This is a genomic window from Synechococcus sp. R6-7, from assembly GCF_047461695.1.
Classification (GTDB): domain Bacteria; phylum Cyanobacteriota; class Cyanobacteriia; order Thermostichales; family Thermostichaceae; genus Thermostichus.
The window spans coordinates 1-13,497 of sequence record NZ_JANSHS010000323.1 but is presented as its reverse complement, the minus strand read 5'-3'; the positions used below and the strand labels follow the sequence as shown (position 1 = coordinate 13,497).

Annotated in this window: 13 protein-coding genes; 5 read left to right on the top strand and 8 right to left on the bottom strand. The window is 61.6% G+C overall.

Annotated elements, in window-relative coordinates; all coding sequences use genetic code 11:
- A partial coding sequence (locus NW815_RS09940) for a nitrilase-related carbon-nitrogen hydrolase (protein ID WP_414415960.1) occupies positions 1 to 1,479 on the bottom strand: 1,479 nt, incomplete at its 3' end.
- A gap of 231 nt (positions 1,480 to 1,710) precedes the next feature.
- Between NW815_RS09940 and NW815_RS09935 the strand changes: the two genes are divergently transcribed.
- Positions 1,711 to 2,247: an HNH endonuclease gene (locus NW815_RS09935; RefSeq protein WP_414349708.1), complete on the top strand. Its 537-nt coding sequence runs from the start codon at positions 1,711 to 1,713 to the stop codon at positions 2,245 to 2,247.
- Positions 2,248 to 2,256: 9 nt separating this feature from the next.
- On the opposite strand, the gene NW815_RS09930 is transcribed toward NW815_RS09935, so the two are convergent.
- The gene (locus NW815_RS09930; RefSeq protein WP_414390607.1) at positions 2,257 to 3,192 is read right to left on the bottom strand and encodes an alpha/beta fold hydrolase; all 936 of its coding nucleotides are present in this window, start codon (positions 3,190 to 3,192) and stop codon (positions 2,257 to 2,259) included.
- 96 nt (positions 3,193 to 3,288) lie between these two features.
- A complete protein-coding gene (gene cysC, locus NW815_RS09925) occupies positions 3,289 to 3,816 on the bottom strand; it encodes an adenylyl-sulfate kinase (RefSeq protein ID WP_414390606.1) in 528 nt (175 codons plus the stop codon).
- A 155-nt stretch (positions 3,817 to 3,971) separates the two neighbouring features.
- On the opposite strand from cysC, the gene NW815_RS09920 reads away from it, so the two are divergent.
- The gene (locus NW815_RS09920; RefSeq protein WP_011433033.1) at positions 3,972 to 5,237 is read left to right on the top strand and encodes an aspartate aminotransferase family protein; all 1,266 of its coding nucleotides are present in this window, start codon (positions 3,972 to 3,974) and stop codon (positions 5,235 to 5,237) included.
- Here NW815_RS09920 and NW815_RS09915 read toward each other — a convergent pair.
- Positions 5,234 to 5,650 carry a hypothetical protein gene (locus NW815_RS09915; RefSeq protein ID WP_414415959.1) on the bottom strand — a complete coding sequence of 139 codons (417 nt, stop codon included), beginning with the start codon at positions 5,648 to 5,650 and terminating at the stop codon, positions 5,234 to 5,236. The two genes, NW815_RS09920 and NW815_RS09915, sit on opposite strands and share 4 nt — an antisense overlap.
- 174 nt (positions 5,651 to 5,824) lie before the next feature.
- On the opposite strand from NW815_RS09915, the gene NW815_RS09910 reads away from it, so the two are divergent.
- The gene (locus tag NW815_RS09910) at positions 5,825 to 6,649 is read left to right on the top strand and encodes a creatininase family protein (protein ID WP_011433035.1); all 825 of its coding nucleotides are present in this window, start codon (positions 5,825 to 5,827) and stop codon (positions 6,647 to 6,649) included.
- 127 nt (positions 6,650 to 6,776) lie between these two features.
- Positions 6,777 to 7,091 carry a hypothetical protein gene (locus NW815_RS09905; RefSeq protein ID WP_414342116.1) on the top strand — a complete coding sequence of 105 codons (315 nt, stop codon included), beginning with the start codon at positions 6,777 to 6,779 and terminating at the stop codon, positions 7,089 to 7,091.
- Here the strand turns inward: NW815_RS09905 and NW815_RS09900 are convergent.
- Entirely contained in the window at positions 7,088 to 8,338 is a 1,251-nt protein-coding gene (locus NW815_RS09900) for an LL-diaminopimelate aminotransferase (RefSeq protein ID WP_414390288.1), read from the bottom strand. The two genes, NW815_RS09905 and NW815_RS09900, sit on opposite strands and share 4 nt — an antisense overlap.
- Positions 8,339 to 8,524: 186 nt before the next feature.
- Here NW815_RS09900 and NW815_RS09895 point away from each other — a divergent pair, with 186 nt between their 5' ends.
- Positions 8,525 to 9,286 (top strand): hypothetical protein, encoded by a 762-nt coding sequence (locus NW815_RS09895; RefSeq protein WP_414415958.1) that lies wholly within the window; start codon positions 8,525 to 8,527, stop codon positions 9,284 to 9,286.
- A gap of 13 nt (positions 9,287 to 9,299) precedes the next feature.
- On the opposite strand, the gene NW815_RS09890 is transcribed toward NW815_RS09895, so the two are convergent.
- The 3 genes from NW815_RS09890 to NW815_RS09880 all read right to left on the bottom strand — a co-directional run bounded on the left by NW815_RS09890 (position 9,300) and on the right by NW815_RS09880 (position 13,476).
- Positions 9,300 to 10,478 (bottom strand): DUF3326 domain-containing protein, encoded by a 1,179-nt coding sequence (locus NW815_RS09890; RefSeq protein ID WP_414388420.1) that lies wholly within the window; start codon positions 10,476 to 10,478, stop codon positions 9,300 to 9,302.
- Between the two features lie 53 nt (positions 10,479 to 10,531).
- Entirely contained in the window at positions 10,532 to 12,088 is a 1,557-nt protein-coding gene (gene hemG / locus NW815_RS09885) for a protoporphyrinogen oxidase (protein ID WP_414388421.1), read from the bottom strand.
- A 77-nt stretch (positions 12,089 to 12,165) separates the two neighbouring features.
- Positions 12,166 to 13,476 (bottom strand): homoserine dehydrogenase, encoded by a 1,311-nt coding sequence (locus NW815_RS09880; RefSeq protein ID WP_011433040.1) that lies wholly within the window; start codon positions 13,474 to 13,476, stop codon positions 12,166 to 12,168.
- Positions 13,477 to 13,497 lie beyond the last annotated feature (21 nt).

The following is a 13,497-nucleotide window of genomic DNA, read 5'->3' as shown; positions in this document are numbered from 1 at the left end:
CCCCCGCTGAAAGATGGGGCCAACCTGCTGGAGCCGACCTGAGGGATCCACCACCAGATTGCCGCCTGTGTTATTGACAAACACCACGCCCCGCCGATTTTCCACAGCCCGGAAAACCGAGAGCTGGCCATGCAACATCGGCCAGTGGCTATTACCAAACCAGCTATCATCCGAAATCACGATCAAAGACTCGGCGCCGCGACGGGTTAAAGTTCGGCTGGGCGCAGGCAAGACGCTCTCCAAGCAGATCATCACCCCCAAAGGCCCGAAAAGCTCCCCTCCGTCCAGAGGCCGATAGCCATCGGGTGAAGGCACGTAGCGCCCCGACTCGAAATAGGGAAAGATCCACTGCTTGCCAAACCCATCCAGTAAGTTGCCCCGGGCGTCAAACAACAGGGCCGTGTTAAAAAATCGCTGCTCTGGCTCCGGCAAATGGGCTGTGCGGGGATCCGGCTCTGTTGCCCCCGTAATCAAAGCGCCTTCCGGTGGCAGAATCGCTTGCATCGGCTCGATCACGTAGGGTTCCAGGCCAGTATTCAGCAGCCGTGCCCGCAGCGCCCCCTCCGGCCAAACCACCAACTGTGCCCCAGCAGCCACCCCCTGGGCAGAAAGCTGATGCAGCTCCCGGTAGCGCTCCAGGCGGTAGTTCCAACTGCGATCGGCTTCCAGCCAAGCCACCTGCTGCACCGCCGCCACCCGAAAGTCAGGATCCCTGTTTTCGACGGCCAAGGCATCGAAGTCGGCCAGGCGCACGCTTCCATAGGCCAAGACCAGCCCCGTCAACCCCAGGCCGCAGGCGAGCGTACCCCAGAAATCCCTGTTCCTGAGCATCTCACCCAAAACGTTTCTCAGGGATCCCCCAGGCGCCTGCCACCGGCTAGAAATCTGCCTGGCCATCTGCCAAAGAACCCCATTGACGAACACGGCATAGAAGGTAACCCCCCAGATCCCCGTAACATCGGCCACCTGGATCCCGAGGGGCCAGTCGAACAACAGGGATCCCCAGTGGAAAGGGATGGGCCACCAGAGCAAGCCCAACAGCCCATCCAAGCCTGTCCAGACCGTGGCCAAGCCCAGCGGACGTGCCCAAGCCGGCAGGGGGCGGCTCAGCTCCAAACTGAGGAGCGTAGCAGTGGTGAAAAAGAGGGGGATCAGGGGAGCCACCACCACGCCCCCTAGGATCTCCCAGGCGCTCAACACCTCAACCGAGAAGGGATCCACCCAGAAGGCGTACAGGCACACCCAAAACCAGAGGCCATAGGCCAAACGCCACCGCGCCCACCCTTGCCGTTGTTCGCACAGGTCAAACAGCGGGGCTAGGCCCAGCAGCGCCCCCGGAAACCAGTGCCACCAGCGGTTGGGGGACCCCAGACAGAGCAGCAGGATGGCTAGACCCATCAGCCAGCGGGATCCCTCGCCTGGGTTTCTCTTTTGGGGCAGATCCTGCCGTTGAGTTGAAGATTTCAGTTCCGGCTTCATCACCTCAATAAAATTCAGCCTCTTCGGGAAACCCCACCTAATGCCCCAGGATCAACACGCCCTTGCCGGCAGGTCTTTTCCAGAGTAGCGCTCTCGCAGCAGCCGGGAATATCTCCTGGAGCACAGGGCTCCTACTGCCCGAATCTGAAGCTGTGTTAACATTTTGCATAACTTCAGGGGGCTAGTGCCTCCCGGCTTGGGTTAGGGATCCCGTCAGCGGTGCGCGGCACTATGGGCAAAGTTTTGGTTTTGAATGCCTCCTACGAGCCGCTCAACATCACCAGTTGGCGCAGGGCGGTCGTTCTTTTGCTCAAGGGCAAGGCCGAGCAAATTGAGCACAATGGCCGAGTGGTGTACGGCAACATTCCCTTGCCCACTGTCATTCGTCTGCGCCACTATGTCCACGTTCCCCACAAGGAGATCCCGCTCACGCGCCGCAACGTCCTCTACCGGGATGGGCATCGTTGTCAGTACTGCGGCTGCTTCGGCGAAGATCTCACCCTGGATCACGTGATCCCTCGCTCCCGTGGCGGCGGGGATACTTGGGAAAATGTGGTCAGTGCCTGTGTGCGTTGCAACGTGAAAAAAGGGAACCGCACCCCCCGCGAAGCCGGTATGCCCCTGCTGCGCCAACCCCGCCGTCCCCACAGCACTCTTTACTTTGAAATCTCCAAAGCCGTCGGCAGTGGTTCCCATCGAGAATGGTCTAAGTACACCATCGGCCTAGAAGGGGATCCCCAGGAGGAATTGTTGGACATCCCAAGCTAGACGGGCCGCCTAGGGATGGACTTCCGATACAGGGGCAGCTTTGGAAATGGGGGGAGAAGTGGTGGCCGGGATCCCGGTCTCGATCCACCGGTGAATCAGGGCATTGACCTCTTCGGGGCGCTCATCGTGGGGGCAGTGGCCAGCCTCCAGGAAGTATTCCACTGCTTGAGGGTAGTGGGCCCGGTACAGCTTAGAGCGTTCCCGAGCCCGCATCCAGGGATCCCGTTCTCCCCAGATCAACAACAGCGGGCGCACCAAGCTGCACAGCAGCTCATCTACATACCGTCCCTTCTGCCCACCTCGCATCAAGGCCACAAACACATCGGCAGCCCCCGGATCCTGGGTGGGGCGATGGATGGCCTCGACCAGCTGATCGGTCACGGCTGCCGGGTCGTAGTAAACCTGCTTCAGCTTGGCTCGGATCACGTGCGGCTGCCGCAAATACTGAAACAGCAGGTAAGACACCAGGCGCTGGCGCAGGCCCCAGCCCACCAATCCGCCTATCCATTGCCGCCATCCGGTCGGGGATCCTTTGAGCGTGGAAAACCCACCTGCCCCATTCAAGAGCACCACGCCCCGCACCCACTCCGGCCACTCCGCCGCAAAACTGAGCACCACGTAGCCGCCTAGGGAGTTGCCGATCCCCACCACAGGCCGACGGATTACCTGTTGGCAAAAGTCCCGCAGCTGATCCCGCCAGATTTCGGTGCGGTAGTCCCAGTTGGGCTTGGCAGAGCGACCGAAACCCAGCAAATCGATGGCATACACCTGATAATGTTGAGCCAATTCGGGAATGTTCTTGCGCCAGTGGTCGGTGGAGGCCCCAAAGCCGTGCACCAGAAGCAGAGGCTGCCCCTGTTCACCCTGTTTGACGTAATGAACCGGCTGCCCCCGCCAGATCCACTGCGCCGAAATGGGAGTGGCCGATGCCGATGTCGAAGTCATAGGAGTTGCTTGTAAGCCTTTCTTAATTCTAGGTTCTTTGCAGCTACTCCGGGGGGAAGCCCACCCTCTACGGGCAACGTAAGAGCAGGGGGCCTGTTAGACATAACCTCTGCTTTTTAGGCTTTGTATCACCAGGTCAATACATTCGGAGATGCTTTGCTCGGCGGTTTTGCACACCACCTCCGGCTGTTCCGGCGGCTCGTAGGGATCGTCAATACCGGTAAAGTGCTGGATTAAGCCTGCCCGCGCCTTTCGATAGAGGCCCTTCACATCCCGGCGTTCGCACACCTCCAGGGGGGCATCCACAAAGACTTCGATAAAGCTGCCAATATACTGCCGTACCTCCTGCCGTGCTGCCCGATAGGGGGAAATGGCCGACACCAGCACAATCACCCCGTGCCGAGTCAGCATCTCCGCCACAAAGCCGATGCGGCGAATGTTCTCCTCCCGATCCACTTTGCTGAAGCCCAGACCCTTGGTGAGATGTTGCCGCACCACATCTCCGTCGAGCACCTCCACCGGCAGCCCCCAAGCGCGCAACTGCTGGGCCACGCCGCAGCTCAGGGTGGTTTTGCCCGCCCCGCTCAATCCCGTAAACCAGACCGTTACCCCCCGCCGCGACATCTGTCTGTTTGCTTCTGTCTGTTTGCTGTGGATCCCTGAATCTTGGGCCCTGCCAGAATATCATCTCCAAAAGCAGGGTGGTACACTCGAAACACGGCTTGCGCCAGCCCCAAAGCGCTCCGCGCCGCCAACACGACAGCAATCTTTTACCGGCCATGTCTCCTCTAACTTCGCCTCTTGCCAGTGCCCCCTCGGGATCCCCGACAACTGCCGAGCTGTTTGCCGAGCATGTGATGGCCACCTATGGGCGCTATCCCCTGACCTTGGTGCGCGGGCAGGGGTGTCGGGTTTGGGATGAGCAGGGGCGCGAGTACCTGGACTTTGTGGCCGGCATTGCCACCTGTACCCTGGGGCATGCCCACCCGCTGTGGATTCAGGCGCTCACCGAGCAGGCACAACAGTTGCACCATGTTTCCAACCTTTACTACAACCAGCCGCAGGCACAACTGGCCCAATGGCTGACCCAGCACTCCTGTGCCGACAAGGTGTTTTTCTGCAACTCAGGGGCGGAAGCCAATGAGGGAGCCATTAAGCTGGCTCGCAAGTATGCCCACACGGTGCGCGGGATCCAAGATCCGATGATCCTCACCGCCCATGCCAGCTTCCATGGCCGCACCCTGGCCACCATTACCGCCACCGGCCAGCCCAAATACCAAAAAGACTTTGCCCCTCTGGTGCCCGGCTTTGATTACGTTCCCTACAACGACATCGAGGGCACAGCAGCGGTGTTGGAGCGCTGGGGCGAGCGGGTGTGTGCCGTGCTGTTGGAGCCGTTGCAGGGGGAAGGGGGGGTTGTGCCGGGGGATCCCGCCTATTTTCAATGGTTGCGCCGGATCTGCAGCGAGCGGGGCATTCTGCTGATTTTGGATGAGGTGCAGGTGGGCATGGGCCGTACCGGCATGTTGTGGGGCCACTGTAACCTGGGGGTGGAGCCGGATGTGTTCACCTTGGCCAAGGGCCTGGCCGGTGGGATCCCCATCGGGGCCTTGTTGGCGAAAGACTTTTGCGCCGTGTTTCAGCCGGGGGATCACGCCAGCACCTTTGGGGGCAACCCCTTGGCTTGTGCGGTGGGCCTGGCGGTTTGCCGCACGCTAATGTCGGAGAGTTTGGTTTGGAATGCCCAGCAGACAGGGGTGTATCTGCGTCAGGGGCTGTCCCGCTTGGCGGAGCAGTTTCCGCAGCTCGTTGAGCAAGTGCGGGGCTGGGGCCTGATTCAGGGCTTGGTGGTGCGCATCCCGGCGGCTGAAGTGGTCAAGGCAGCCATGGACTGCGGGCTGTTGTTGGTGCCGGCAGGATCCCAGGTGGTGCGCTTTGTGCCCCCCTTGATCGTCACCCCGGCAGAAATTGACGCGGCTCTAGCGATGTTGGCATCGGCTTTGCAAAGGTTGGCCGCCTCCCTTGGCCATTCCGGGGCAGCCTAGCCTCGCCAGACTTGCCGCAGAAATGCCTGCAACTGCTGTCGGGCAGGGAGCTCGTGGGGAGCGGGATCCCTTGCCTGTTCCAGAAGGGGCAATACCTCCTCCGCATAGGCCGGAACAAAGCCGGCAGCAGGCCAGAGCAAATCCGAGGTGGCCCGCAGGTTGAAGACTTGGGATCCCTGCCTGAGCAAGAGAGGTCGCACCCAGAGCAATGCTGGGGATCCCGCCGCAAGATTGTGGAGAGAAGCCTGAATCAGCTCCACATAGAGGGTGGCCTGCGACCCTGGCAGGGCGAGGATGGGACGGGGTGAGGGTGGAGTGCTGCCCACCTCCACCGGGGCAGGCAAAGGGCGGCTTCTGAAAGGGATATTCTCCACAGAGCCACATCGGGCGGGCAAACGAGGCAACAGGGTCATGCAATCGTTAACTGAAGACGATATGGACTGTACTGATCCTAATCGATGGCCTCCTTACTTTTCTTTGGCAGGCGGGTTGGCCGGGGATCCCGTCTTTGCGGGCATTTCGTGAACCCGATCTTGTGGCATGGTGCTAGGTAGCTTTCTGATCAAACTTGAACGGATCCCGCCATGATGCACACTTTTGTCCCGCCCCACCGCTTTTTCCCCTACCTGACCTGGACGGAGATCCAGGCCATGCCCGACAAAGAGAACGTGGTGATCATCCAGCCGGTTGCCTCAATCGAGCAACATGGGCCCCACCTGCCCCTGGTGGTGGATGCCTGCATCGGCACGGCGATCATTGGGCGCGCCATGGAGAAGCTGGAGCCTGAGATCCCGGCCTATGTTTTGCCCACCCAATGTTACGGCAAAGCCAACGAGCATTGGCATTTCCCCGGCACCATTACCCTCTCGGCTCAAACCCTGATGGCGGTGCTGACAGAAGTGGCAGAGAGCATCTACCGAGCTGGGTTTCGCAAGCTGGTGTTCCTCAATTCCCACGGTGGCCAGCCACAGGTCCTGGAGATTGTTGCCCGCGATCTGCACCAGAAGTATGAAGATTTCATGCTGTTCCCGGTGTCGGTCTGGCGCGTTCCCCACGAAGGACGAGAGCTGTTTACCGAGAAAGAACGGGAATTGGGCATTCACGCCGGCGATGGGGAGACCAGTATGCTGATGCACCTTTTGCCGGACACGGTGCGAACCGACCGATTGGTCTGCGAATATCCCCACGATCTGCCGGAAAACAGCCTGCTCAGCATGGAAGGGCGGATCCCTTTCGCTTGGGCAACTCGCGATCTCACCCAGAGCGGAGTTTTGGGCGATGCCACCGCCGCCACGCCGGAGAAAGGCAAAGTTTTGGTGGAGTCCATGTCTGACGGCTGGGTGCGGCTGATCCGAGATCTGCACCGGTTCCAGCAGCCCAAGGCTTGGCGCAAAGCCCCGCTGCTGGTCTAGGGATCCAGGCAAAAGACCTACGGCCTGCTTTGTGAAAGGCTTTCGCCAGAACTGGCCGACCAAGATACGACCTGCTGACGCGATCAGGGCAGCTTTTTGCTGGGCTGCTGCAAACTCTATCTGCCCAATGGGAAAGGGTGATACCTTGGCCCCAGAACACACCCGTTCTGGTGGAAATGGGGTGGATTTGGGCAAAGTTCACCTGGCCACTGCCCATGAGGGTATGGATATCTTCATCGCTAACGGTCAGGAGCTGCAGTCGAAGCGGCAGTACCCGGAAAGCCGAAGGGGAAGCTGGCCCAGTTGCTGCGTTGCAGGCAAAAGGGTTCGCGGCGGTATCGCCGACTGGTTCGTCATCTTTCCTGTCGGGCCCAAGCTGTTCGCCTCTGGCGGCGGGGAGCGCTTGAAAGAATCCTCGCCCTCTGGGTCAAGACTCAATTAACCAACGGCTCCAGCCCCCACAAACACGCTGCCGATGCGGCGCATCGCCTCTTCCACGTTGGCGCGGCTGTTGAAAGCGGACAGGCGCAGATAGCCCTCTCCGGCGCTGCCGAAGCCAGAGCCAGGGGTACCCACCACATGGCAGGTGTGCAGCAGCTTGTCAAAAAACTCCCAACTGCTCAGCCCATCGGGTGTTTTCACCCAGACGTAGGGGGCATTCACGCCGCCATAGACTTGGATCCCCACCTCGGCCAATTGCTCGCGAATGATGCGGGCATTTTCCAGGTAAAACTGCACCAGACCTCGCACCTGCGCCTGCCCCGCTTCGGAATAAACTGCCTCTGCCCCTCGTTGCACAATGTAGGACACCCCGTTGAACTTGGTGGATTGGCGGCGATACCACAAGCTCCACAGATCCACCCAGGATCCATCGGCAGCTTGCCCCCGCAAAGACTTGGGCACCACCGTAAAGGCACAGCGGGTGCCGGTAAACCCAGCGGTTTTGGAAAAGGAGCGGAACTCGATGGCACATTCCCGCGCCCCTGGAATCTCGTAAATGGAGTGGGGGATCCCGGGCTCGGTGATATAGGCTTCGTAGGCGGCATCGAACAGGATCAGGGAGCCGTGGGCACGGGCATAGTCCACCCAGTTTTGCAGATGCTCCCGTGTGGCCACTGCGCCTGTGGGGTTATTGGGGAAGCAGAGGTAGATCACATCCACCTTTTGGCTGGGCAGGCTGGCGGTGAAGTGATTTTCGGCAGTGATGGGCAGATAGACCAGGCCCTCGTATTCGCCGCGTTCGTTGGCCGGCCCCGTATGGCCCGCCATCACGTTGGTGTCCACATAAACCGGATAGACAGGATCCGTGATGGCGATGGTGTTGTCGTGGCCGAGGATATCCAGGATGTTGCCGCAATCGCACTTGGAGCCATCGGAGACGAAGATCTCGGAAGCGTCGATATCGCAGTTGCGGGCCTGGAAGTCGTGCCGGGCAATGGCCTGGCGCAGCCACTCGTAGCCCTGCTCTGGCCCATAGCCGCGAAAGGTGGCCCGTTCCCCCATTTCCTCCACCGCCCGGATCATGGCCGTTCGACAGGCTTCCGGCAGCGGCTCGGTGACATCGCCAATGCCCATTTTGATAATTTGAGCTTCGGGATGGGCGGTGGCAAAAGCCTGCACCCGCCGGGCGATCTCGGGAAAGAGATAGCCGGTCTTGAGCTTGAGGAAGTGGTCGTTGATCCTGGCCATGGAGGTTTGCCGAAGAGGAGGTCATCGGCTTTTCAGTGTAGCTGTTCGCGCTAGCGGGACGGAGTCCTTAGCCGGTTCCGGGCCAGAACTCTTCTACGTCGCGGTTCCCCTGCCCATAGCAACAACCCCGGCGGAGGCGGGACGGAGTAGGATGCTACCTTGGCAAAGATCCTTTGGAGAGCAGGGATGAAGCAGCAGAGGGGAATGGCTCGGCACGAGAGGTGGGCGGTGGGCCTGTTGGCAATCTGGGTTTGGCTGAGCTGGGGGATGGGGGCCTGGTCTGCTCCCCTTTGTCGGGATCCCCTCTTGCTGCGGCAGATCTTGGCAGCTCTGGGCCGTCCGGAGGTGAAGGTAGAGGAGGTGGCCCTTTTTGATTCGGATCAGTGTCTTGTCCAACTGGTGTTGGATCGCCAGGGGTTGAGCGGCTCCTTGCCGCCCGAAATAGGCCAATTTCGCCGGTTGCGAGCCTTGTCCCTCAGCCACAACCAACTTTCCGGCCCCCTGCCGCCCGAGCTGGGGCAACTCAGCCAGTTGGAAAACCTGTTTCTCGACTACAACGAATTCTCCGGCTCCATCCCATCCGAGCTGGGGCAGCTGCGCAACCTGCGCGGCCTGTTTTTGGATCACAACCAGCTCTCTGGGCCTATTCCCCCCCAACTGGGGCAACTGCGCCACCTGGAAAACCTCTACCTGTCGGACAATCGCCTCAGCGGATCCCTGCCCCCCGAGCTGGCTCAGCTGAATCAGTTACGGGATCTGCGCCTGGCACGTAACCAATTCACGGGAGAACTGCCGACCTTTTTGGCAGAACTGCCCCGACTGGAGCGGCTGCACATCGAGGGAAACCCCGGCCTCTGCTTGCCGGCTGCCCTATCCGAGTGGTTTGCCGGCCTAAACCCAGCGGATCCCCTGCCGGCTCCCATCTGCTCATGGACTCCGTCCCGCTAACGCGACCGGTAGCCTACTGGGACTCCGTCCCGCTCAAGTGCTCCGCACCGCGACCGCGAACGGCGCAAGTGTGGGATCCCAGCTTTTCCGGGGTGGAGGAGGAGAGCCGTAGCGACGACCAGGCCACTCCTGCTCGGTGGGCCACCACCACTCCAACCGCCTCCAGATAGGAGGTTACCGACACATGAGGGATCCCCAACTGGCGGGGGTGCACCTGCATCACGGTGGTGTTTTCCTCGACGGCAATGAAAAGCGGAGGACGGGCAAGGACTCCGTCCGTTCGCGTCAGCGGCGGAGCATTGTGGTGGGGTTGCGACAGCATTGCGGAGCCATAACGGCTGGCCAGGTGCAGCAAGCCAGGCCCCCCAAAGGCAGTGGCCGGGGCGATGACGCTGTCCACCTGCTCTGCTGTCAGGTCACCCGGTTGGACGGGATCCCCGCTCTTGACGAACTGGGGAGCGTAGCTGAGGCCCACCAAAACCGAAGGCAAGAAGGTAAACCCCACCTCTTCTGCGGCAGCGCGGGGGTGAACCGGCTTGGGGAAAGTCTCAGGGTAGAAAGCGGGGGCATGGGCACAAGGGATCCGCAACTCCCGCACCACCAGGTGGCTGATCAGGGCTTCGACGCCGGCCAGGGGATCCACCCCCCTTCCCTGCTCGTACTGGCTGAAGTCCAAGTCATCCGGAAAGCGGGCCACCACGGCAATGGCCTCTGCCCCCAGGCGAACCAGCTCCTGGGCAGTCTCCAAGAGAGCATCGGGCCGGGCCAGGGATCCCTGGCTGGCTCCTGAGGGGGAGAAGCCGACGGAAACGCCCAAGGGTTGGCGGGTCAAGCGCCAGGGGCCAATGTTGAGCCCCAAGGTGGCCTGAGCAGCCTGCATCACCTGCAGGTGGCGTTGTTGCAGATCGGGGGGGATCCCGGCATCCAGCACCACCCCAACACAGTTTTGGCGCACTGGCCGCAAATTCCACACCCCCGCACAGAACTGATCCAGGCCGTACCCTTCCACGTACAACACGTTCCCCATCGGCCAAAACAAACTGGCTCCGTTTAACACGTTGGGATGGGTAATGACCCGCTCTGCGGCTGCTGCCAGGGTGCGGGCAACAGGCAGGGCATCCCCGGCAAAACCACCGATGCGGGCACCAATGCCGGTGGGGATGAGCAGGAGGCTGGTGTAGGGATGGCTCATGCTGCTATGTCTACAGCACTCTATGCTGCTACACGCGAACGGGAACCGCACCGCTAACGCCGGACGGACAGGATCTGCTGGGCTAGGGCCTCGGCCCGCCGCACACAATCTCCCAAGGCCACGCCATCCAGGTAGTTGGCACACACCCACACCCCTGGGGTTTGGTCGGCCAGGCTGGCCTGCAATTGGGCAATCCGCTGCCGGTGGCCAAGCGTATATTGCGGGATAGCCTGGGGCCACAGGCGCTCTCCCAGGCGGATGGGTTCGACAGGGCGGGTGAGCAGGATCTGGCTGAGTTCTGCATGCACAATTTGGGCCCGCTCGTCAGGGGAGAGCGCCGTAATGGGCGGGATCCCTTTCTGGCGGGCAAAAGCCGCATCGGTAGCTCCCCCGATGAAGCTGATCAGGCAGTGATAGCCCTGAGGAGCCCGCTCTGGGAAGAGGGAGGAGGCCCAGATGGTGCCCAGGGTGCGCAGGCCCTGAGAGCGAGGGATCAGATGGCCAAACCCTCGCAGCGGTTGGGGGAGGGCTTCTTCTGGATAGGCCAAAGCCACCACCGCCACAGGCGGGTAGGGGATTTCCCTCAGCAGCCGGCTGGCCTGGGGGTTGAGATCCTGCAGGAGGGTGGCAGCAGCGTAGGCAGGGAGGGTGAGCACCACCTGTTGAGCCGCCACCCAGTGGATTTCTTCTGGGGTCGTGTGCTCTGCACCGCTGTCGTGTATGACGAAGCCCACCCGGTAGCCCGTCTCATCCCGCTTGAGATGCACAGCCCGCCAGCCCAGCCGCAGCGCACTGCCCAGTTTCTGGGCAATCGCCTCAGGTAGCTGCTGCAACCCCTGCCGCAGGTTACCCAGTTGGCCCCGCTTGGGAGGGGGTTGGATAGGGGAGTTGCCGCTGTCCTGGTGACGGGTTCGCGGGAGCGTCGCGTAGCGATAACGGCTGCGCAAAGCCTGCACAGCACCGGCAAAGAGGCTGCCGTAGCGTTCTTCCAAGCCGGCAATGCGGGGGAAGGCTGCCAAGGCGCTGAGCTGATCCGGATCCCCGGCATACACCCCTGAGGTAAAAGGTTCGACCAGCCGTTCCACCACCTCGGATCCCAGTTGCCGCTGGAAGAATTGCCGCACCGTTTCCTCTTTGCCCGGCGGTGGCGCGACAAACCCCAACAACCCACGTAAGGCCCGCAACTTGCCGCCCACGCTCAACAGCCGCGAGCCAATTGCCGCAGAAGGGCTCAGGGGCACCGGCAGCAGCTCTTTTTCCCAGTAGATGTAGCGGGGCAGCTTGGCATCGGCCAGCACCAGGTGCTCCGCCAAGCCCACCTCGGCAATGAGGTTAAGCAGGGCGGGGACGGGGGTAAAGCTGTTGGGGCCCTCTTCCCAGCGATAGCTGTCTTTGGATTGGGTGGAGATACAGCCCCCCACGCGGGAGCTGGCCTCGGCCAGGAGCACCGGCTGGGTGGATTCATCCTTGGGGGATAAGCCCTGTTGTAATCGCAAGGCCAACGTTAGGCCGCTGATGCCCGCCCCCACCACCACCACCTCAGCCTGCAAGGACTGCGTCCTACCAAAGTGCTCCGCACCGCTATCGCGAACGCGAACAGAAGGGTTCATCTTTTGGGTTCCAACGGGTTTTCCGATCCTCTAAGGGTCAAACAAATGTGCTCTGCGCCGCTCGCGGGTCTACGCAGCTAGCGCAGCACCCGAAATAGGCTGGGGATCCCGGCCACCTGGGGCAGTTGTTGGATCTCGGCCAGCGCCTGTCGGCAATCGGCCTCGCGGACGGTGTGGGTGAGAATCACAATCTCCGCCTGCTCTTGGTGACATTCCTTTTGGGTAATGCTCTCCAGGCTAACCCGGTGGCGACCGAAGCAGGTGCCAATCGCCCCCATTACCCCCGGCTGATCCTGAGCCAACACCCGCACGTAAAACTCCGACTCCAATTCCGAGAGAGGGATCAAAGAGGCGGCAGCGGGGAAGCAGGAGAATCCCCACAGCGGATTGGGGGCATCAGCCCCCGTTTGCCGGTGGGCAATCAGGGTCAGCAGATCGCCAACAACGGCACTGGCAGTCGGCCCCCGCCCCGCCCCCGGCCCCGACAGCACCACCTGCCCCAAAGGATCCCCCTGCACCAGGACGGCATTGTCCACACCGTTGATGTTGGCCAAGGGGTGGGTAGAGGGCAGAAGGGTGGGGTGAACCCGGATATCCAAAGCCATCTTCGCTGCCTCCCCGCCAGAGTTGGCCCTTTGGGCGATGGCCAAGAGCTTGAAGGTGTAGCCCCACTCGCGGGCATAGCGAATGTCGGTGGGGCTGATGCCGCGGATCCCTTCGCAGGGGATGGCTTCCCGCTTCACAGACACCCCGAAAGCAAGGCTGGCCAAAATGGCGATCTTGTCGGCGGCATCCCACCCTTCCACATCGGCGCTGGGATCCGCTTCGGCGTAGCCGTGGGCCTGGGCCAGGGCCAGGGCTTCCTCAAATGAGCTGGCCGCCTGGGTCATCTGGCTGAGGATGAAGTTGGTGGTGCCGTTCACAATGCCCCAGACCGCCTGGATGTGGCTGGCCTGCAGGGACTGTTGCAAGGGCTGCAGAATCGGGATCCCGCCCCCGACTGCCGCTTCCAAGAGCACCGAGACTTTGGCTTGGGCTGCCGCCTGAAAGATCTCCTCCCCGTGGCGGGCGATCACCGCTTTGTTGGCTGTGATCACCGGTTTGCCGTGGTCAAGGGCTTTTAAGATCAAGGTGCGGGCCGGCTCCAAGCCCCCCATCAGCTCGATGACCACGTCGATTTCCGGATCCGACACGATTTGCTCCAGATTGGTGGTCAGGCGCTCAGGCGGGATCCGCACTTGCCGTGGCTTGTCCAAAGAGCGCACCCCCACCGCCGCAATCTCAACCGACTGCAAGAGAGGATGCCGGGGTTGCTGCAGAATTTGCACAACACCCGTGCCAACCGTGCCCAGCCCCAATAGCCCAACTCGTTCGCGGTAGCGGCGCATAGCGCTTTAGACCACAACTCT